Below are 22048 nucleotides of genomic sequence, written 5' to 3'. Positions count from 1 at the left end.
TCGGGATGGATGAGGACATGTTTCCCCCACATCACTGTGATTTCTCCACACCTATGGACAGGCTGACTCTGTAATTGCCGTAAGGCAGCAATGCTTCCAACAGTTGTCCAAGTTGATCTGTGGTGCTGGTCTGTACCCGCATCAGATAACAGCCTTCTCCGCTGACGCGATGGACTTCAACGATGTCTTTACGATCAGCAATGAATGTACGAAAGGCAGCATGTCTGTCACCGGAGTTCAAGAAAACCGTGACAAAGGCCTGTAGGCCGAGGCCAAGGCGTTCCGGGTTCCATTTTACCGTGTACCCTTCGATTACACCCAGGTCTTGCAGCTTGCGCACTCTTGCACCAACGGCCTGTCCCGTGAGATGAACCTCTTCACCGATCTCTTTGTGAGAACGTTTGGCATCCTGAATCAGGATCTGTAAAATACGGATATCCGTGTTATCTATCGTTTCATTCATCTTGCTTCAGCAATCCTTTCACGGTGAAATTAGCGTAGCCTAATTCCATTCATCATGTTATGTACGCCGTTAAACGGGTTGTATACCATATAGGGTAATACTATTCAACAACCCGAAGGAGTGCAAATATAATGAAAATTCAATTGATTCGCAATGCAACACTGTGGCTGGAATACGGAGGGCTGAGCATTCTCGTTGATCCGATGCTGATGGACGCCGAAGTCATGCCTGCATTCCCCAATACCCCCAATGAGTTACGTAATCCAAGAGTAGCTCTGCCTGAAACCGAAACGGATTATCTGAATCCAGATCTGTTGATTGTGACACATACCCATCCCGATCACTGGGATGAAGCAGCGGCGAAACAACTTGGCAAAGACATTCCTCTGTTCTGCCAGCCCGGAGATGAGGATGTATTTTTGGGTGCCGGATTCACCAATGTAACAGCTGTGGATGAAAAACATGAGCATCACTCTGTCCGATTCGCCCGTACATCTGGGCATCATGGCACAGGTGAAATCGGAGAACGTATGGGCAACGTGTCCGGTTTCGTACTTGAAGCAGATGGCGAACCCGTCACCTATATCGCCGGGGATACGATCTGGTGTGAAGAACCTGCTGAGGCCATTCGTCAATATGCCCCTGAAGTGATTGTCGTGAATGCCGGAGGTGCACGATTCGTGGAGGGTGATCCCATTACAATGGACGGGCCTGATGTTGTAGCCGTGAAGCGCCATGCGCCGTCTGCTCATGTCATCGCTGTGCACATGGATGCGATTAACCATTGTATGATGTCTCGCACGGATCTTGCCACTTATCTGGCATCCGAGCAGTTGAATGGTCAGGTGCTCATCCCGCGTGATGGCGAAAGTTTTGAGTTTTAAGTTTTCAGGTTGAAGTGAAAGCTACGCTGAAGAGAAATTACCTTTCAAACGGGCGGGTGATTGTAACGAACTCAGCACAGGCTATTCGTCTGTTTTCAGCTGCTCTAATATTCTAACGAATCCTATACACGTTATTCGCTCTCTGGATGTGCTTTTCCCTAGATTTGCCCGTCATTTTGCTATGATAACGTGTCTCAGATTCGTTAAATTTCTAATATCGCGATAATCGGCACAATAAGGTGTTTCAGGTTCGTTACCGCGTACGCAGATGACTGTGTACTATGCAGTGTGTAACTGCGTAGTGCGTAGTATGTAGTGTGTAGTGAGTAGTCTGTACTATTTACTATTTACTCCGTACTGTGTATTACATGCTCAACACACGCGTTACATCGATACCTTGCTTGCTACGTTGTCTGCCACATTATTGATTGTGTCGCCATGCCTTTCGTTTCCCTATAAAATACAACGAAAAAGCTGGATGCGATGAATTCGCACCCAGCTTTTTTGATACATGAAGCAAGCTAACCCGCAGGCATCCCTCTCGGACGTCCAGCCTGCAATGAGGTTCCCATGCCTCTCCTTTTTCCTAATCTCTTACTGTACTTTCAATCGGATCACGTTCCATGATGCTTTCGCCAAACTCGCTGTAATCAGGGTATCTGATACAACTGCACCCCCTCGATTATGAGGAGCAACGCGGTTCGGTTGTGCGGCTGTATTCGATGCTTTGAGGTCATCACTTTCCAGCACGATATGCTCGATCAAGCTGCACTTCCCAAAACTGCGCAGATCCACTTCGAGCGGAAGCGATTCTTCCAGATGACGGTTGACTGCGAATACAGTCACTTCACCCTGCTCTTCGTTATGAACCGCAATACCCTCCAGATAAGGAACATCTGTGATTTGTTTGGTATCGTATTTCGGAGACTGGATCAATGGCACCAATGCTGTTCCACGTCCGAACAGGGATGTATGCATGAATGGATAGAAGATCGTCTGTCTCCACGAACCACCGCCCGTCTCTGTCATGATCGGCGCAATAACGTTAACGAGTTGTGCCAGACATGCCATTTTAACCCGATCCGCATGTTTGAGCATACTGATCAACATACAACCAACAAGCAGCGCATCCTCGTGGTTATAGATATCCTCCAGTTGTGGTGGAGCAATCTGCCACGGGTCCATTTTGGAGTCACTTTCATGAGAGTGATACCATACATTCCACTCGTCAAAGGACAGGAACATCGTCTTCTTGCTGCGTTTCTTTGCTTTGATATAATCACAGGTCGCCTTCACGGTATCGATAAAACGATCCATTTCAAGCGAGCGTGCCAGGAAGGTCGGCGTATCCTGCTCCTGATTACCATAGTATTGATGCAGGGACAGATACTCCACATGATCATACGTATGATCCAGCACGGTTGCTTCCCAATCCGGGAAGGATGGCATATTCAGATTCGAACTTCCGCAGGCTACCAGTTCAATGGTCGGGTCCGTCCACTTCATGACTTTTGCCGCTTCAACAGCTGCACGTCCATACTCTTCTGCCGTTTTGTGACCGATCTGCCAAGGCCCATCCATCTCGTTGCCCAGACACCATGTTTTGATCGCGTGTGGCTGCTTGTATCCATGCTTGATGCGAAGATCACTATAATACGAACCTTCCGGATGATTGCTGTACTCTACAATATTGCGTGCTGCATCAGCGCCCCGTGTTCCCAGATTAACGGCCATCATGACTTCGGAATTGGCCTGTTTCGCCCAGTCCACGAATTCGTTGAAGCCAAATTCATTGGTCTCAATTGTTCTCCAAGCCAGTTCCAGTCTGCGTTTGCGTTCTGACACAGGTCCAACCGAATCTTCCCAATTGTAACCGGATACAAAATTACCTCCTGGATAACGTACAATCGGTACGTTCAACTCCTTGACCATCTCCAGCACATCCGTGCGGAAACCCTGTTCGTTCGCTGACGGATGCCCCGGTTCGTATATTCCACCGTATACGGCACGTCCCAGATGCTCAATAAATGATCCGTACAAGCGCTTATCCACTACACCAATAGTAAAATCTTTATCTACCGTCATTTTTGCTTTTTCCATAATGAATTTCAACTCCCTAAGATTAATATAAAAATTAATTGATATTCTATGGATCAACGTTCATATTTATATTAAAATCGATTATAGCCTTAATTTCAACCTGAATTTTGCAAAATGTTATCCTTTTTATTGGATTTATGTTTAACTTAATTCTATACAGACAAAATGGAGGAACAACTGTGATCAGAGCAAATACCGATGCCGAATGGCTTCCCTTATATGAAGCACTTGCCAGTGAAGTACGTTTACAGATTATCCGCCTTGTTGCAGAGACACCCATGAATGTGAAAGACCTCGCTGCTTCATTGGGTCTGAGTAGTGCCATCGTGACCATGCATGTCCGCAAACTTCAGGATGTGGGTATTATTCAGTCCAAAATGATACGCAAAGACGGTGGCACGCATAAAATGAACAGCCTTGCTGTAGACTGGATTGGCATCTCCATGCCGCAGGAAAGTGGCACAGCCCGCAAGCTGCACGAGGTTTCTGTACCCGTGGGACACTATACTCATTTTGACGTCTATCCGACGTGTGGCCTGGCTACGTCCACGCAGGTCATTGGACAGTACGATGACCCTCGCTATTTCCTCGACCCCGAACGAATGCATGCCCATATTCTGTGGTTTGGCCGTGGATTTGTGGAATACAAAATTCCAAACTATATCTTATCCGGGCAGCAGATCAACGCCATTGAATTGTCCCTGGAGATCGGATCAGAAGCCCCATCCGTTAATCCGAATTGGCCCTCGGATATTACATTTATGCTTAATGGCATCCGACTGGGGGAATGGACAAGCCCTGGAGACTCAGGCAACGGACGCGGCATGTTCACCCCGGAATGGTGGAGCGACAGTGTCAATCAATATGGCATGCTCAAGGTACTGCGAATTACGAATGAAGGTACATTTATTGACGGACAACATCTATCCGAAATCACTCTCGCGGATATCCCCGTGGAACGCAACCAGTGGACTCTTCGTCTTTCGGTGGAGGAAGATGCCCAGCATGTAGGCGGGCTTACCTTGTATGGTGAGGGATTCGGAAACTACAATCAGGATATCCTGTTCCGACTGTACTATCAGGATTGAATTCTTCAGCTAAATAGAAAACACAAAAACACCTTCCACTCGCCCTCAGAGGCAAAATGGAAGGTGTTTAATATACATATGAACATCTGCAAAATATCGCAGAAGTTCTAAGAAGGTTCCTGTTGCAACTTACAGCGCACTGCCACCAAACAGGAAGCGGTACTCCCAATGTTTGCCGGAGATATCACTAATCGTTACACCACCGCCAGCATTGGAATACGTATGTAATACCTTGCCGTCGCCCAGGTAAATCCCTGTGTGAGTAATTCTTGCGCTGGATTTATTAACACTGGAATACGATGATGCGGAGCTCCCTTTATACGACATGAAGTACATCAGGTCACCGCGCTTCAGGTTCTTCCAGTTGGTCTGAACCGCACCCTTAGCTTTTACATAGTCTCCCTGTTTACGAGAATCGGCTGGAAGCTTGATGCCCAGTGCATCGATGAAAGCCTGACGTACAAAGCTGGAACAGTCAAACGTAGCTGTGCTGTTACGACTCGCTCCGAACTCATAAGGTGTACCCCAATATTTCATGCCCGCCGCAATGACTTTTTCCACAGACGCATTGCCGGTTTCCGATGTGCCGCTATTCGAACCCGACCCGCTTGTACCGCCACTTACCGCTTGTGTGTATTTGGATGAAGAAGATATGTAGCCTGTCCGATTAGCAGAATCCTTAACTTTATACCAATTCGAACCGGATTGCTTAAGCACCGTTACCGTTTCCCCTTTAGCGACCAAGCGAACAACTTTCGCAGAAGAAGAAGGTGTTGTGCGTAGGTTTACGCCCCAAATTACTTTTACTTGTGAATTCTCAACAGCAGCTGCCGATACCTGTGCCGTTAGTGCTCCTGTCGTCAGACTTCCCATCAGCATCGATGCTGTGACACTTGCCGTAATAATCGTTTTCTTCCAATTCATGATGTCGAGTTCCCCCTGATGTTACAGAATTTTAACCTGGCTTGCTTCTCCCCGGCTTGCCCCATTGTAAACGGGCTATCCATAACGTTCATCAGTCAAAAGTCCTGTATTGATGCAGGCGCACTTGAGCACTAAGTATCAGGGTCTGTCCATCCTCTATTGGCAAAAAGCACTGTTGATTCCTTCTTTTACAAAGGTTAAATTATTGTAACTATTTGATATGCTTCATTTTTCCGCGATACAAGAGTTAGGTCAAATCTCATCCAGGACATGCGTCATATGAACTAGATTTTAATGTTTAAAATCGCAAATATGGTAAACATTACTATGGTTCATTTTCTAATTACCGTTACCCATTTGAAGGATTAGTATAAAAAAAAGAAAAGCCAGGGATTTCTCCCCGGCTTAATCTGTATTTCTCATGTCCTTAATGATCCTACAACTGGTTAAGCAGCTGTCTACTGATTAAGGTTCAATCCCCCATACCTTCGTGCCGTCCTGATAAGCTGTCACTTTCGTCCAGGCACTGAAGGCCGTTTGGGTGGAATCAAAGGAATAATCATTCGTTAGATCAAAATTCGTCCAGTTGTTTTTCGAGAAACGTCCCTGAATAATTCCCGTCTCGGCACCCGCAGCCAAACTGCCAGCACCCGATTTGAATCCAATCTCCAGATAGGTATCTGCCGTGCCCTTGGCCGGATCTATCGAAACAAAATGCCCTTCCACGTTACCGCTGCCAATCTGTGCATAATCACACCAGAAAGTCAGATCAGCCGCACTATCCTTCGTGAAATAATACCGGACCTTTACTTTGCTCAAGTCTACAGCAGTTGTGCCCGTATTCTTCACATTGAACTGTGGAGTGATCGCATTGCCTGAAGTCCCTGAACCACCATGGCGATATTGCACTTCAAGTGTTCCCGTTGTGACTGGAGGGGCTAATGGTGTCAACACCAATACATTCGAATTCGTCTGACCACTCGTATTCACGGCTACGATTCGGTAATTATATGCCGTACCATTCACCGCTGTAGCATCGGTATACGTCAGTGCAGTCAACCCCGTTGCCAGATCAGCATATGCCCCGGTGCCTACCGAACGCTGCACCTTATAACTTGCTGCTCCAGTCGATGCTGTCCATGTCAGTACTGCCTGGGCATTGCCAGCCGTTCCAGTAAGGTTGAATGTGCCTGGCACAACGGTACCTGCGAGTGGTGTTGCAGATGCCTGTGCCGACGGTGCAGACTCACCTACGGCATTCACCGCAGTGACGACATAATAATACGTTGTACCGTTGGTCAAACCTGTATCCGTGAATGTTGATCCTGTGACCCCTGTTGCTACAGGCGTATAAGGACCACCGTTCACTTCTGCACGTTTCACAGTATACGAGGCTGCACCAGCGGCTGCGTTCCAATTCAGAACCACTTGCTCACTTCCTCCAGTTGCTGTTACGCCAGCAGGAGCGGCGGGTACTTCCACTTCCGGACTATCGGAATCCCCGAGGAGACGATCATACTCGCCATACGCTGTAGCCATATCCACCTGTGACCAGAACCGGTGATACGTAAAGGTAGGTGCACCGTTTTCCCACTGCTTCGTGGTCGGGTTATATGATGTTTTGTACAGATTATCCAGGTAAGCCCATGCCGGATCTTGCTTGATGGCCGGACGCAGATCGGAGTATCCAATGTATACGCCATTGCCACCTTTCGCTGGATCAGAAGGTACACCTGCTGTACCTGGAATCGTGTTGCCTTGACCAAAGGTTCCGGACCAGTTCGCCGGGATATAGATCTCTTTGGCAAAGAAGCGGAAGTAGTCTTTACGTTCTTCTTCCGTGACAATCCCCACACCATCATTGTAATCCCAGGCTGTATCCAACAAAGCCTCAGCCAAATCCTTGGCCTCTTGGCCTTCCGCGCTAAGTGTGCCGTTCTCTGCCTGTGTTCCCGCTGCGAAGAAGGTCAGAGCTTTAACGTAACTTCCCAGAACTCCTGTGTCCTGCACTGGATCTTTGGTCGTTACACGGAAGTTCGGATTTTCCGTAAACGAACTGAATCCGTTCCATTTGTCCGGTTGACCCTGCCACTCCTGACCACCCGGAATCCAGAACTCTCCCGGAGCCGGCGTTGTCGCTACCTGAACATTAGTTCCACCCAAAATGCGCTGTCCAGCCGCATTCAGATAATAGCCTTGCGCATCCGTCACCGGGCGCTCACCTACAAATACATAATCCTTGGACCAGTCAATCCATTTCGTGATCACTTTCTTGGCCATCTGGAAGTTCTCAGAGGTCAAATCACCGCTCTCCGCAAGAATATAATACATCTCGGCTACACGCTCCAGCGGCCATGCCTGGAATCCAAACCAGGTGTTGGAATCCGGGTCACGATACACTGGTGCTTCTTGATAGGCCATGTCATAGAATGTACTTGTTCCTGCCGGATAAGCCCCATAGGAACCCCCGATACTGTTCGTTGCTCCCCCGCCGATAGCTCCTTCATGGGATTGTAGCCAAGTGTAAAATTCCAACTGACGTTTCAGTGTAGCATTCCAATCTGCCTTCGCTGTTGCTGATTTCGGAATCAAGCCACCTGCCGGATCAGACAAGGCATATGCCGCGACCGGATTCTGATAAGCCTGATGGGTATGGCTCGCTCCAATGCGCCAAGCCCAATCCCCACCTTGACCCAAACCACCGCCCCATGACGTATACCAAGCCATGAGATACATGTTGGAATCTTTGCCTGTACCCGGCGTTGGTGTACCGTTCTTTGCACTTCCAATTTTCTGGAAGTATTTATCGTACATGCCATAGCGCAGATAGTCCCCCATCTTCTTCGCTTTATCCAGATATTCCGGATTGTTGTATCCCATCTCCTTCGCCCAATACAGTACCTGTACAGCACGTGCATCGGCATCCGTTGCGTTGGTGTAGCGCCATTGCGCTGATGGTGTCTGATTTTCCTTTGTGAACAAACTCATGAAGCCTTCGTTAGCCTTACCAAAGGATTTATCATCCTGGGATGGATGCGGAATGGCTTCCCACACAGACTCCTGCTCCCCACGCTGGAACGTGTTCACATAGGTAGCCGTATGGGATGGATTCAACAGGTTGCCATACCCATACCAGTTATCTACATCCACCAGCCAGTGCATGAGATAGGTCTGATTGTTACCATAGGTGGCCTTCAGTTCAGCATCAATCGGGTCTTTACCCGCTGCATATTGACCATTAAGTTGCGATGGATATTGATCAGGGAAAGGTTTTTCCCCTGCATACGTAGCAGGGCTGTTCGGGTTGTATGAGCTCATCGTAGGCTGCTCTTCCTTGCCGTCACCTTCGTTGACCGGGATAATGAATTTTTCCATACTGTCCCATGCCGCTTCCAGCTGGGACCAATCTCCCGTATAGTGACCATACATGGTCTCTAGCCATAGCCAGTAACTGTATGCCTCGGACGTCGTCATATGACCATAATCCGGGGCCTCACTCAGCAGGGTCTCAATGGAATGATAAGGTAGACCCTCTGGCGAGAAATATCCGTTTGCCGGATCTTTCAACTGTTCATACAATTGCAAAAACCGGGCTTCATTGATGCTGTCGGACTGAATCTCGATGGCCTGATCTGCGGCATGAGCCGTCTGTGGCCCTGCCCACAGTCCGGTGTACCCGGTTAACATGACAGTTCCCGCCAGCATGGCTGTTAAACTTTTTTTCGCAGCTGATTTCAACATGAATATATACCTCCCTGGAATAGTGGAAATTAAATATAAACGCTGTTGCTTTTGGTCTGACCATGCTGCTCTTCGACTTATGACATTCAGCAGTTACGGCTCCAAGCCCCATACTTTGTTGGTTCCCTGATACCCGGTTACCTTGTTCCATGCGGCAAAGGCCGTCTTGGAAGCATCATAGGAATAGTCATTACTTTGATCGAAATTGCTCCAGTTATTTTTGGAAAAGCGTGTCTGGATCACGCCGGTCTCTGCTCCAGCGGCCAAACTGCCTGCTCCGGACTTGAAACTGATCTCCAGATACGTGTCAGCTGTCCCCTTCGCCGGATTCACTGCGACAAATGTTCCTTGAACATTGGCCGTGCCCATCTGAGCATAATCACACCAGAACGTCATATCATCCGTACCATCCTTGGTGAAATAATACCGGATCTTCACGGTACTGAGATCAATCGCTTGTGTTCCGGTATTCTTCACGTTGAACTGCGGAGTTACCGCATTACTTGAATTCCCGGCCCCTCCACTGCGGTACTGCACTTCGAGTGTAGCGGTCGTCACTGGAGGTGCAGAAGGCGTCAGTGCCAGGACGTTGGACAGCGTCTGCCCGTTCGCATTCACGGCTGCAATCCGGTAATTGTACGTGGTGCCATTCAGCGCAGTCGTGTCAGTGTAAGTCAACACGGACAATCCGGTTGCCACATCCGCGTATGTTCCGCCTGCCACCGAACGTTGTACCTTATAGCTAGTAGCGCCCGAGGCTGCTGTCCAGGTCAGGACCGTCTGTGCATTGCCAACTGTCCCACTTAAAGTCAGTGCTCCCGGCACCGTTGAAGCTGCTTGCGGTGTAGCCGACACCTCTACAGAATTCGATGATTCCCCTGCTGAATTCACAGCAGTCACTACATAATAATAAGCCGTCCCGTTGGTCAGTCCCGTGTTCGTATAGGTCAATCCATTCACACCCGTCGCGACAGTGGTATATGGTCCTCCACTCACCTCGGAACGCTTCACCGTATACGATTCGGCCCCGGAACCAGCGGCCCAGGTCAGGTTCACCTGACTGCTTCCCGCTACAGCCTGCACGCCAGCAGGTGCGCCTGGAACCGTGACTGGTGTAACACCAGGCTCCTGTCCATACACCTTCACCCCTGCATCATAGACTGGAAGGTATATGCTCTTCACAGGATTGCCTGTAGTCAGCGTCTGGAACGAATGATCATTGCTTGCGTTCCATGCACCCTGCGGGCCTGTAATGCGGAACTGTACTTCTTTGCGGTAATTCCCTTCCCCACCTGGATAGATCTTCGTATTACCAAAATTCGCCGTAACGGCATAGATATGCTGGGCTGCATCCACCACAACCGGTTGGGATACCGTCGCCCCCTCCGTATAGGAGGTTGTCACTTGAACGTCCGATACCGTACGTCCGGCAGCATACACTTCACTCAAATCCAGGAAATATTTAAAAGACAGTTGATCTCCCATTCGGGCAGGCCAAGCAGAACGATTATTAAGCTGTGCCCGGATTTCCGTATAATTGGAACCGGATGATTTGATGGAAGCTTCCACAAAGAACTCATCACCCTTGACCTCAGGTGCAGGAAAGTTCGCAAGGGGCTGATGATTCTGACCAAATAATAGATTCATCTTCGCCAGTGCTCCGGTAAAACCGGCATTGTAATCGGTTGCCACCTCATTGCTCACATAATCTCCGATATCATCGGTATATCCATCTGATGCATCTGGTCCGCCAACCATAGCACCATACAGAATGTGGCGATGGTTAGCCGGGGTATCCTCGTTATTCAGCCACGAACCATGAGCGGTTCGATGATGCGGATGTTGGGGTGCATTTTGCCCGTATCCGACCACATAACTGCTCTGACGCGGATTATCACCCAGAATATAATTCATCTGCGAGACAGCGAAATCCTCATATCTTGATTTTTTCACAGGATCACTGACCCAGTCGGAGTATACGAAAGAAATAAAGGCTGCATTCGCTGCATATCGGAGCGAGCCCCATTGATCCAGCCACGCAAGACCTCCTGGCGTATACTTGACTCGTGTCCCATTAACTCCAACTGTCCAGTAATCCAGATTGCGTTCAGTCGACTGAATAAATCTCGTGGCCTCCGGCATGTTCAAACTGGATGTAATCCGGGCAAGCAGGATCTGGGCACCATAATGTTTACTGTCCCAACCTTGTGTCCAGGTATACGGCCAATTGGCTGAGCCTCCGCTGGAAGACCAACGGTCCGTAGCTGCAATGGCTTTGGACAAGTAAGCGCTATCATTAGTGGCTAAATATAACCATGCTCCGCCCCATGCCAGCTCGTCTTCATATCCTGTCCACGAGTTATAGAACGCTGCGGCATCCGTGATACAATCGGTGTATTCCCCGCGATACGTATCTGCAAAGTTGTACAGCTCTTTCGCATGTTGGAGCAGTCTGGCCGAATATGCCGGATCATCATCTGCAAATACAATTGACGACGCTGCCAGCGCTGCAGCCGTTTCTGCCGCCAGATCACTTCCCGGGCAGGAAGCGTCAATCTTAAACGACGGACGGTTCATCTGCATAACTTCTGCGGGCCCCCACCAGGCATGGTCGGTATTGCCTGCCCCGACTTGTCCCCATAATTCATTTGGTTTCGTATGCGCTTTCATAAAATAGTCGGTCGCCCACCGGATATTATCCTTAATCTCCTCCAGTTGTCCGGCCTGTTCATATCCGTCGCTGTATTCCACGACAGACCAGGCGAGCATCGTAGCGGAAGCAGCCATCGGAAAGCCGAATTTCACATGATCCCCGGCATCATACCATCCTCCGGTTAGATCAACGCCTACATCCGCGCCATCCTGCATGCCCGAATTACCGCGCCATTCGACCCGATTACTCGCTGGCAACGGACCCGAACGCTGTGCCTCATAGAAATAAATGGCTTTTTGCAGTGCTTCAGCATAGTTCTGATCTCCGGCGGCCGCATCCGCCTTAGGAATTCCTGTGCCCATCGATAAACTCCCTGCCAGTAGTCCTGCCGATAACGCGATCATAGTGACTCGTCTCCACCAGCTCCCCTTCATGTTCAACTATTCATCTCCTCTTCATGAATATTCCGTATGCAGAACTCTGAACTACAAGTTTATATCGCTCCTCCCCATGGTGTATTTCAGTGTAAGTTCCACCATTAATTACCATTATAGCCGTTTGTTTTACTAGCTATATAAGCGTTGGTGACTTCTGAAATAACATTGTTGTGACCTGCTCTGCGTCAAACGACAAAAAAAGCTGTTTCTCTAACACTTATATGCGTTAGAGAAACAGCCTTTCGTCCTTGCTATAATCAGTACCACAAATCAAATGGTATTCTGACCATTCCGTCTGTTACACTTTGAACTTGTTAATCTGCTCCTGCAGTTCTTCAGCCATTTTGGATAATGAACCTGCGGATGATGCGATCTCTTCCATGGAAGCCAACTGCTGTTGAGTTGCGGCAGATACATTATGTACCCCGCCCGCTGCCTCTCCGGCGATGTTGGAGATCTGACTTACATATCCTACAACCTCAGTCGTACTCGCCGACATTTCCTCTGAACCAGCGGATACTTCTTGAATTTCACCCGCTACTTTGTTAACCGCATCGGAGATCTGCTCGAACGCTTGTCCTGCCGCAGTAACCATCTCGATTCCTGCTTCCGTCTCACTGCTGTTCACTTTGACTGCCTGAACCGCATGATCGGTATCTTTCTGAATCAATTGAACAAGATCCGTAATTCGTTGCGCAGATGTGGAAGATTCCTCAGCAAGCTTACGCACTTCTCCTGCAACGACAGCAAAACCACGTCCATGCTCTCCTGCTCGTGCGGCTTCAATGGCTGCATTCAATGCAAGCAGATTGGTCTGCCGGGCAATGTTGTTGATTACCTCGGTAATGGTTCCAATCTCTGCTGAACGTTCCCCCAGACCTGTCACCAATTCTGTAAGTGAAGCAATGGAATTTCGAACAGAACCCATCTGTTCAACCGCTTGCTGAATAATCATGTTTCCTTCTGAAGATTGATTCGCCGCATCCACAGCAGATACGGATACACTTTGGGCAAGCTCAGCTATTTGCTCCGACCCGAGAGCCATCTCATTCATCGCCTGTGAAGAACGCTTCACAATATCGACTTGATCAGACGTACCTACAGCCAATTCTTCCACCGTTTGGGAGATCTGCTCCGAAGCTTGGGTATTCTGCTCTGCACTTGCAAGAAGCTCCTCCGATGAAGCGGCTACCTGTTCGGAAGTCATCGATACCGATTCAATCATTTCGCGCAGATTACCCGACATGGTATTAAAGGAATTAGCCAGCGTGCCTAATTCATCCTTATTCTTCAGTACAATTTTCTCACCTGTCAGATCACCACTTGCTATTGCCATAGCAGCTTCATTCATCTTTTTGATTGGACGTGAGATGATGCTAGCAATGAAGAAAGCAATGAACATCGCAACCAGAAAGGCAAAAATTGTCACGGCCAAAATCACATTAAATGTATTTTCTGCAAGCGAAACGGACTCATTTGTTGCAGCATCCGATCCTTCATTGCCCAAATTAATTAACTTGGTGATAGAGTCATTTGCTGTGTACCACAGTGGATAAGCCTCCGTGTGTAGACGGCTAGACTCATCATAATTGTTGTTCAAACCAAATTCGATAAATGCCGGCATTTTCGCTACATAAGCATCATAATTCGTACTAAAATCATTATAGAGCTTAAGCGCTGCTTCGTTGTTTGCAATTAACGCTTGCAACTGTTTACGCTCATCTTCAATCTTGGTAAGCAGCAACTGTAGCGCTTCGTTCATCTTGGCCGATTCATCTTCGTTCTGTTCAACGATGATGGCAAGCGCCAAACGCTCTACATCGGAGATATCACCATTCATCTTACCCAGCAAGCTCACACTCGGCATCCAAGTCTGATCCACCTCATTCGCCTTGCCAGACATACTATGAATCTGGACTAATGCATAGACGCTTACAAAAACCAGCAGAATTACAACTGCCAGAAAACCAGTCAATAACTTGCCTCGAATCGTTAACCTCAATTTCCCCAACATATTCCCCCGCGTGTCTTCCACATTCCCCACTCCTCAACTTAGCGCATAAACTAATGCATATGAATAATATATCGTCACCTCTAGTCATGAATTGTAGATGTCAGAATTCAATTTCTGCAAATTTCATGTAACTTCGAGGATAACGCAAAAGAAGTCTCCCATCTTTGGCAGAACCAGAGATACGAGACTTCTTTCTTGAACAAAACGATTACGATTTTGCTACATCTTACGTTAAGTCTACCCAGAAGAAATCCACCCACAATATCTCCTGGAACATGTGCATCAACACGATAACGGGCAGTGCGATCATGACCCAAACCGCATATTCGGATGACGTAATCATAAACAGTCCAAAAACGGAATTCAGTACGGGAACAAGATTTTTCAAATAATTAACAAACGCTAACTATTTGTCAATCAATCGTTACATTGACCGAAGTTACGACATCAAAGAGGACATTTTGCTTTCTTTTTGTTAAACTAGTTTGGGTTACATATCAGTTCAATCATAGAAAGGTGAAGATTATGCTTAAAAAATGGTTATGGGGTACAGCCCTGACCCTGATGCTTGCTGTCACAGGGGTCGTTGTATATTACGGATACTCGATTGTTCATTTTGCCAATAGCATCTCAACCGCTTCCGGGACTTCATCCAACTCGTCCTCTTCCGGCACAGACAGCGATTCAGACAAACCGACTACAACAATTCCCAGGTGGGAGGGCCAGGAACGGGTAAACATTCTGCTGCTTGGCGGGGACTCCAGAGGAGATGATGCAGGGCGTTCAGACTCGGTTATGGTCGCTTCCATTGATCCGGTAAGCAAGAAAGCACATCTATTCTCCGTACTTCGAGATACCTATGTCGCAATCCCCGGGCATGGCAAAAGCAGGCTTAATGCAGCCTTCTCCTACGGAGGTGCGGAGCTGACCAAACAAACTGTCAGTGATCTGCTCGGTATTCCCATTCAGCACTATGTCTACACGGACTTTACAGGCTTCATGGCACTCGTAGATGCGGTAGGCGGTATTGAGATCGATGTGGAGAAAGACATGTATTACACCAGTAAAGCGGATAAACATATGTACGACATCGATTTAAAAAAGGGGTTGCAGCATATGGATGGCAAGACAGCCCTTCAATATGTTCGGTTCCGTCATGATGCCACCTCGGATTTCACCCGTACCGAACGGCAGCGAATCTTCATGACCGAACTGGCCAAGAAGATGCAGAGCACCACGTCGCTCTTCAAAATCCCGGAAATCCTGGAAGCTATCGCACCCTATATAGAGACGGATCTTAGTCCAACCCAGATGCTGAAACTCGCATCACTTGGCTTCGATATCCATGCGAACGAAATAGACCAGCAGCAGATTCCACCGAACAAACTGCTTACCAATGAGCTCGTGGGTTCTGCTCAGGTGCTAGGTGTCGATGTAAGCAAACTCCAGTCCTATATTCAGAAACTGTTTGAAGAAGATGCTGCGCCCTCGGAGTCTCCATCATCAGATGAACAGAACTGAGAATAACAGAGTTGAAAATAAAGCGATTATTAAACAACGTATATTTCAGTTTTATGCCCACAGAAAAGACGGTTTCAGCCGTCTTTTTTTGTACCTATTTTCTCCATTTAATGCAGCCTTAATGTTTAACAGGTACCCTTATATGATGAACTCCGGTTCCTGGAGGGAGGGTTATATGTGAAAAAACCGCGAATAGCGGAATGGACCGAGCTGCGGGGCATTGCCTTTCTGGCGATCGTCATGCAGCATAATATCGCTGAGTATATCTATCGCGCCGATATTGAGCAACCGGATTCCATTATGCTGACTATGATTTATCATCTGACCCGATTTGGTACGCCAACATTTGTATTTCTATCGGGTGTCATGCTGTTTTACCATCACCGTAACACCAAACCGGAATACCCTCGCTTCATTCGAAAGCGATTTGGCGATATCTATATGCCGTTTGTGGTATGGACACTCATCTATTGGCTTGCTGTCCGAATTTTCACCCCCGCGTTCTGGGCCAGTGGTATACCGGATATGCGCAGTCTTGTTCGTGAACTGTTTGTACCACAGACGGGATATCACCTCTGGTTTGTCATTATGGTGTTTCAGTTCTATATTCTGTTTCCCCTGTTTTGGACAGGAGCAAAAGCCATTCAGAGGCGTATCCAAAACGTCATACGTTTCACGCCCATGCAAGTTATTGTGGCACTCGTTCTCTTTGCAGCTGCATTCTACGCCCTGCTTATGAAATGGTCCTATTATAATATGGGGGGCTGGACAGAATCGATGTCTGAGCCATGGTCAACGTTGTTGCAATATCGCTCCTATTCATGGGTGATGTACTGGTTCTACTTTTTACTGGGTGCCGTATGTGCCTGGTCAGTGGATAGCTGGAGGAGTTGGACTACGAAGGTACTGCCATGGACGATATGTCTGTTTATAGGGATGTATATATGGCTTGGTTACGATGTACTGCGTGGGTCCGGGGATGTTGTTAATCTGAATATCTCCACCTATCTGAAACCAACCACATTTCTGATCATTATGGCTCAGATGTTTATGATGTATGGTTTCCTTGTACTGATGCGGGGCAAAGATACACGGTTTCAGCGATTGCTAGCCTGGATTGGACGCTATTCGTTTGGTGGATATCTGGTTCATGCACTGGTGATCTACGCGATCGCTTATGTAACCAGACCGCTTCAACTCAGTGGATGGCATCTGCCTGTAACGTTGCTATCGTTCCTTGTAACGGTTGGTCTTGCTCTTGCAATCAGCTGGGCACTTTCCAAACTTCCTGGCTCACGTTTCACCGTAGGGTTAATGCGCAAACCACGTTCAACCCCCAATCCAACAGCTGCTGTGGACAAAAGAATTACACCTGAGCGAACTCCGTCACCCGGCGCAACTCGCAGTCCGGGAACGAGTAAGCCGTTTTAAAACAAAGAAGCGCGTCCCCTCACGGAGACGCGCTTCTTTTATTTTACTTCGCTCGAAGTTGATCGTCCAGGAACAGGTTCCTGGGGACCTGGGGCTGGATGCACGTTGCCCTTCTGATTCACAAACCTCTTCAGATCACCCGTTAATTGTTCCTTCAGCTTGTCCACCAGCTGTGTTTCGCTAATGCCTTTTGCCTGAGCAATCTCAGCCAAAGATTTCCCTCCCTGAAGCTGCTCGTGCAGTTGAGCAGGGGTGACTCCAATAAACCGGGCAATTTCGCCCTTATCTACCATTGGACGTTTGCCGTGGTGGGCAAATTCACGCCGCAAATCACGCAACGGGGTATTGATGACCTTTTTTAACTTGGTATCCATGTCCGCCTTCGTGGCTGCAGCTTGTTCCTTGGTGAGACAACCTTCTTCTACAGCTTGATCCAGGCGCTGTGCCAGTGTAGGCTTCAACTTCTGCAATAACTGCTCCTCACTAAGTCCCTTACGCTCTTTCGCAATCTGGGACAACGTCTTGCCAAGTTCCATCTGTTCTTTCAGATCCCGAAGTCCAATGCCAAGCAAGTCTGCCGTTTCACCAATCATGAACAGACCATGTCCTGCCTGCATGCATGGCTTTGCTGGTTTGCCGGAGGAAGAAGCTTTTGACGCATCGCCATGTCCCTCAGCCCGAACCGTTGAATCAGCGAATGCTACATGTCCTGTTGCTGCTGTTATGACTACGGCTGCCAATCCGGCTGCCATCCATGTTTTCCATTTCAAATTCATTTTTCTGCCGCCTTTCCGATGTCGAAATCCTGTGCCTTCCTAGTTTGAGCCTAAAATCCACTTTTTTATGCCATAAAATACAAAAAGTCATCATTTTTCTCACAATTGATCACAAAAAACCCTATTTTTTTCAGTTTATTTCCGCTATACTGAATGTAACTTCATGATCTATATCAGTTGAACTAAATATTATTTACACTGACACTACGCTGACAGAACAACCTTCCAATCGCTGTTATCGTGTAAATGATTATTTCAACTAATATAGTTGAACAGTCCTTAGTCACCTTATCGCAGGAAGGACGATATGTAATAATGCGGAGAGATTGGTTAGATCCGTTTAGCTCCGATCTGGAGGTGGTGTTTGCTTCAGCGGAACAGCTCGTACGGAAATATCCCGAACCCTTGTCAGGACATGCATTAGAGCAACTTCATTCGGTTAATCCCCTGTTACGAGATTCGGGGCACAGTTATATCGGGTATATCATTCCACTATGGATGCAGTACTCAGATAAACTCCCCCCAGAGAAAGCACACCAATTAAGTACAGCCTGTCTCGTTCACATGTTATATTTTCTGAATCAGGACGACGTGATGGATGAACAACCCGAGAATGCCACATTGAAGTTATCCCTGGGTAATTTATATTACATGGATGCACTTCAATCTTACTCGGAATTATTCGATCTTTCCTCCACGTTCTGGATCTATTTCAGACAATATGTAGTGGATTGGGCCGTGAGTGTTACGGGTGAGCACTCCATTGATTATTTTCAACAGAATCCCTTATTGATTGCTCAAAAGGCTGCTCCTCTGCTCATTGGAGCTACGGGTGCACTGCTTCTGCAGAATCAGTCCGAGCGGATAATCCCGATCTGTTCTGCCATCAACATTACACTCATGACACTCCAGATGACCGATGACTTCACAGACACGCAACAAGATGCTGTGCATGGAAATTACAACAGCTACCTCTCCCACATATCCGCAGCACTGAATCACAACTATCCCGCTCATCCTCTTAGCGAACGTGTACATGACAATGTATACAATACACAACTCATGAACTCTTACGTAGACATTGCTTATCACTATAATCGTACATTAACATCGTCTAACTTAGGAATATCGCATCTCGAGGCGTTTGATTCTTATTTATGCAGTACTTTAGTACAAGCCGTTCAGGACATTACACAACGGAAGAAACGGCTCCTCCAAGGCGGGTTTCATCACTGGATCAGCGAACAACAGTTGGAATTCTGAGCATAAGGACTAAGCTGATTCAGTTTAATTTCAAATACGAAGGGAATGTTGACGATGATGGTATCAGAGAAAACGTTGCATGAGGATATTATTGAAAAGGCTTGGACTGACGAGCACTTCAGACAACAATTGCACTCCAATCCGAAGCAGGCGCTTCGTGAAGCTTTCGGTATCATAATCCCGGAGCACATTCAGGTACGTACCGTTGAGGAGCAGCAAAATGACTATGTTCTTGTCATACCTCCCAATCCTTCCAAAGTAAATTATGATGTGAATTGCGGACCTTGGAGAAGTTAAATCGGGTGAGTTAAGTTGGTAATGTAAGAAATTAGGGTAGGAACAAAAAAAGCCGCTGTATCCTTCTGGGAGTTCGTCATTCGACGAACTCAGCAAAAGATACAACCGCTTCTGTTCCTACTCCTTTTGTGCTTGTAAAGCTGATCTGCCCTTGCATCGCTTCAACAATACGGAATGTCACCATCATGCCCAGACCTGTGCCTTTGATTTTATTGGAGAAATAAGGCTCGCCCAACCGGGAAAGTGCTTCCTCGTCCATTCCTTCTCCGTTATCCCTGACATGCACCTTAATCATTCCATCCTGCTTGTACGCCCAGATATCAATCTGGCCTTGTCCCTGCAGAGCTTCAATACTGTTCTTGATAATGTTGATAAAAGCCTGCTTAAACTTCGAGGAATTGCCCCGAATATATAAATCTGGCGGAATGTCAGTGGTGATTTTTCCACCTTCCAGATTAGCCATCGGTACAAGAATACCTTCAATATGATTGAACTCATCCGAGATATTGAGCGAGATAATATGGTCAAACTCAGGTTTGGCAAAGGTAAGAAAGTCCGTGATGATGCCCGAAGCCCGATCGAGTTCCTCCAGTGCAATACGCACATACCCCTTATTCTTGTTGTCTTCCTGTTCTGTCATAAGTTGCAGGAACCCTCTTGTCACCTGAAGCGGATTACGTACTTCATGGGCAACGGAAGCAGCCAATTCGCTTATAATCTCCATCTTCTCGGAACGCTGCAACTCATTGTTGAACAACTCCAGTTCCTTGGAATACTCCAGAACTTTGGTGTGTTTCTCGGCAAAACGACTGCCGAGAATGGCAATCAGCGAGATCACAAATGCAACCATGGACCATTTCCACCATAACAGATGATACGTCCCACTCCGCTGATAATACCACAACAGTTCAGCCACACTGATCAAGGCAAATGTACCGAATCCTGTTGCAAGCAGCAGAGCTTCCCGATTTCGTTGCAGTGCTTTGGCGATGGTACCCACCAACAGGATGGTCAGCAGGATGACCAGCACCATGCCAACCACACGCTGTACGAGCAGATTGTAGAGGAACTCCCATTGCCCACCTGAAGTAACATAGATAAATAGAGAGAAGACAGCGATAACTGAATATATGAATTGTATTTTTCGCAGTTTGGTGAAGATACCATGCAGTCCTGGCCCGATAATCTGTTCAAAAAAATAACATAGCGCTGGCATACCCAGCAGCATCGCCAGATCAAAGACTACGGAATACAGGTCACCATATACCTGATAGAATGTATACAAAAATTGCGAGTACGTGATGATCATTGTGCCGATGGAACCCATCACTATGCATAGTGAGATCCATAATCCCTTATGGAATTTGCCAAGGAAGAACGTACAACTCAGCATCGTAATCGCTGTGAAGACAAAGGTCGCGCCCAAAATCACATCAATAAGCCCGTTATGAATATATTTCTCCTGTAACGCAGCATAAGGTCCAACCTGAACAGTACCTTGTATGCCCAGACGACCTTTCTCATTTTGAGACCATACATAGAGCGTGTCACCCGCATTTTCGCTGGATAAGGGCAGCAACACAGCATTATTATCATAATTGTAATGGTAATTCTCGTAGACCTTGTGGTCCTCCAGATAGATAACAATATGATTGCCTTTAATGTTCTCAAATCGAATGGCTGAACTTTCCTCACTCAATTTAGGGATGGTCAGGCGAGTCCATAAGGAACTCGATCGATCCGTATTGCTATACTCTAACTTATCGATGCCCTGCTTTTCCCATATCTCGTCTGCTCCCTTAACTTCACTTATGAACCCTTGATCGTCAACGTTCCCCCATTTTACTTCCCATCCTGTTATGGATACAGGTTGCTGAATCGCTCCTGAAGTTGCAAAGACTATCCCATGTGGCATACCTAGAATAATCAATACACTCATCCATAAGATGACGATAGCTTTGGGCACATTTTTCATTCACAGCACCTCAAAGTTCTAATTTTCCCTATCTTAGATTCTCTCATTTATCATTCGCCACCATTTGTCACGTCACCTTCTTGAGATAAAATGAAATTTCACATTTAAGTCGATTTATAGTCTTATTTCCATTTTATTGTTAAATATATCCGGTTAATCACGCAAGTCTTCGAACTGGTTCTCTATCATTTCCCGTTCTTTCTGTTCAACTTGACTGCGGAATTCAAGCCACTGCTCTGTTTCCTCATCATCATAGATGGTCCATATATCGGAAAAAAGGAAATCCCGCAACTGGACAACTTGTCCGGACCATATTCCGCCTACCCAAAATAAACCGTCTGGACGACGGATGACGGTACGGGAGAAACCGGGTGTGGACGCCTTTTGCCCGATACGGATACGTGTAATCATATTGCCCAGTGTGAACCAGTCCACTTGAGATCCCTCCCTTACATATTCAAGCTTCATCATAACATAGGCA

15 protein-coding genes are annotated in these 22048 nt (G+C 47.2%); 6 read left to right on the top strand and 9 right to left on the bottom strand.

The window, feature by feature from the left end; translation table 11 throughout:
• Nucleotides 1–31: 31 nt before the first annotated feature.
• Nucleotides 32–463 carry an Lrp/AsnC family transcriptional regulator gene (locus NKT06_RS05950; RefSeq protein WP_253431271.1) on the bottom strand — a complete coding sequence of 144 codons (432 nt, stop codon included), beginning with the start codon at nucleotides 461–463 and terminating at the stop codon, nucleotides 32–34.
• Nucleotides 464–594: 131 nt separating this feature from the next.
• On the opposite strand from NKT06_RS05950, the gene NKT06_RS05945 reads away from it, so the two are divergent.
• Entirely contained in the window at nucleotides 595–1347 is a 753-nt protein-coding gene (locus NKT06_RS05945) for an MBL fold metallo-hydrolase (protein ID WP_253431269.1), read from the top strand.
• 594 nt (nucleotides 1348–1941) lie between these two features.
• Here NKT06_RS05945 and arfA read toward each other — a convergent pair.
• Nucleotides 1942–3447 carry an arabinosylfuranosidase ArfA gene (gene arfA / locus NKT06_RS05940; protein WP_253431266.1) on the bottom strand — a complete coding sequence of 502 codons (1506 nt, stop codon included), beginning with the start codon at nucleotides 3445–3447 and terminating at the stop codon, nucleotides 1942–1944.
• A gap of 179 nt (nucleotides 3448–3626) precedes the next feature.
• Here arfA and NKT06_RS05935 point away from each other — a divergent pair, with 179 nt between their 5' ends.
• Nucleotides 3627–4535, top strand: coding sequence for an ArsR/SmtB family transcription factor (locus NKT06_RS05935; RefSeq protein WP_253431263.1), 909 nt, complete (start codon nucleotides 3627–3629; stop codon nucleotides 4533–4535).
• Nucleotides 4536–4664: 129 nt separating this feature from the next.
• On the opposite strand, the gene NKT06_RS05930 is transcribed toward NKT06_RS05935, so the two are convergent.
• The 4 genes from NKT06_RS05930 to NKT06_RS05915 form a co-directional block, all read right to left on the bottom strand.
• Nucleotides 4665–5459, bottom strand: a complete 795-nt coding sequence (locus tag NKT06_RS05930; protein WP_253431260.1) for a C40 family peptidase — start codon at nucleotides 5457–5459, stop codon at nucleotides 4665–4667.
• A 465-nt stretch (nucleotides 5460–5924) separates the two neighbouring features.
• Nucleotides 5925–9200 (bottom strand): glycoside hydrolase family 48 protein, encoded by a 3276-nt coding sequence (locus NKT06_RS05925; protein ID WP_253431257.1) that lies wholly within the window; start codon nucleotides 9198–9200, stop codon nucleotides 5925–5927.
• Nucleotides 9201–9293: 93 nt separating this feature from the next.
• Nucleotides 9294–12287, bottom strand: coding sequence for a glycoside hydrolase family 9 protein (locus NKT06_RS05920; protein ID WP_253442408.1), 2994 nt, complete (start codon nucleotides 12285–12287; stop codon nucleotides 9294–9296).
• Between the two features lie 301 nt (nucleotides 12288–12588).
• On the bottom strand, nucleotides 12589–14304 hold the full coding sequence (locus tag NKT06_RS05915; protein WP_253442406.1) for a methyl-accepting chemotaxis protein: 1716 nt from the start codon (nucleotides 14302–14304) through the stop codon (nucleotides 12589–12591).
• Nucleotides 14305–14829: 525 nt separating this feature from the next.
• Between NKT06_RS05915 and NKT06_RS05910 the strand changes: the two genes are divergently transcribed.
• Together NKT06_RS05910 and NKT06_RS05905 are read left to right on the top strand one after the other, a co-directional pair.
• Entirely contained in the window at nucleotides 14830–15825 is a 996-nt protein-coding gene (locus NKT06_RS05910; protein ID WP_253431254.1) for an LCP family protein, read from the top strand.
• A 177-nt stretch (nucleotides 15826–16002) separates the two neighbouring features.
• Nucleotides 16003–17256, top strand: a complete 1254-nt coding sequence (locus NKT06_RS05905) for an acyltransferase (RefSeq protein WP_253431251.1) — start codon at nucleotides 16003–16005, stop codon at nucleotides 17254–17256.
• A 38-nt stretch (nucleotides 17257–17294) separates the two neighbouring features.
• On the opposite strand, the gene NKT06_RS05900 is transcribed toward NKT06_RS05905, so the two are convergent.
• Nucleotides 17295–18032 carry a hypothetical protein gene (locus tag NKT06_RS05900; protein WP_253431248.1) on the bottom strand — a complete coding sequence of 246 codons (738 nt, stop codon included), beginning with the start codon at nucleotides 18030–18032 and terminating at the stop codon, nucleotides 17295–17297.
• A 315-nt stretch (nucleotides 18033–18347) separates the two neighbouring features.
• Here NKT06_RS05900 and NKT06_RS05895 point away from each other — a divergent pair, with 315 nt between their 5' ends.
• Nucleotides 18348–19295 carry a hypothetical protein gene (locus NKT06_RS05895; protein WP_253431245.1) on the top strand — a complete coding sequence of 316 codons (948 nt, stop codon included), beginning with the start codon at nucleotides 18348–18350 and terminating at the stop codon, nucleotides 19293–19295.
• 54 nt (nucleotides 19296–19349) lie between these two features.
• Nucleotides 19350–19592 (top strand): NHLP leader peptide family RiPP precursor, encoded by a 243-nt coding sequence (locus NKT06_RS05890; RefSeq protein ID WP_017690236.1) that lies wholly within the window; start codon nucleotides 19350–19352, stop codon nucleotides 19590–19592.
• 76 nt (nucleotides 19593–19668) lie between these two features.
• On the opposite strand, the gene NKT06_RS05885 is transcribed toward NKT06_RS05890, so the two are convergent.
• Together NKT06_RS05885 and NKT06_RS05880 are read right to left on the bottom strand one after the other, a co-directional pair.
• Nucleotides 19669–21567, bottom strand: a complete 1899-nt coding sequence (locus NKT06_RS05885; protein WP_253431241.1) for a sensor histidine kinase — start codon at nucleotides 21565–21567, stop codon at nucleotides 19669–19671.
• A gap of 153 nt (nucleotides 21568–21720) precedes the next feature.
• On the bottom strand, nucleotides 21721–22002 hold the full coding sequence (locus NKT06_RS05880; protein WP_062832955.1) for a hypothetical protein: 282 nt from the start codon (nucleotides 22000–22002) through the stop codon (nucleotides 21721–21723).
• Between the last annotated feature and the right edge of the window lie 46 nt (nucleotides 22003–22048).

The organism is Paenibacillus sp. 1781tsa1 (genome assembly GCF_024159265.1).
GTDB lineage: Bacteria > Bacillota > Bacilli > Paenibacillales > Paenibacillaceae > Paenibacillus.
Note: the sequence above shows the minus strand (reverse complement) of the source record. Positions and strands in the feature narration are given on the sequence as shown.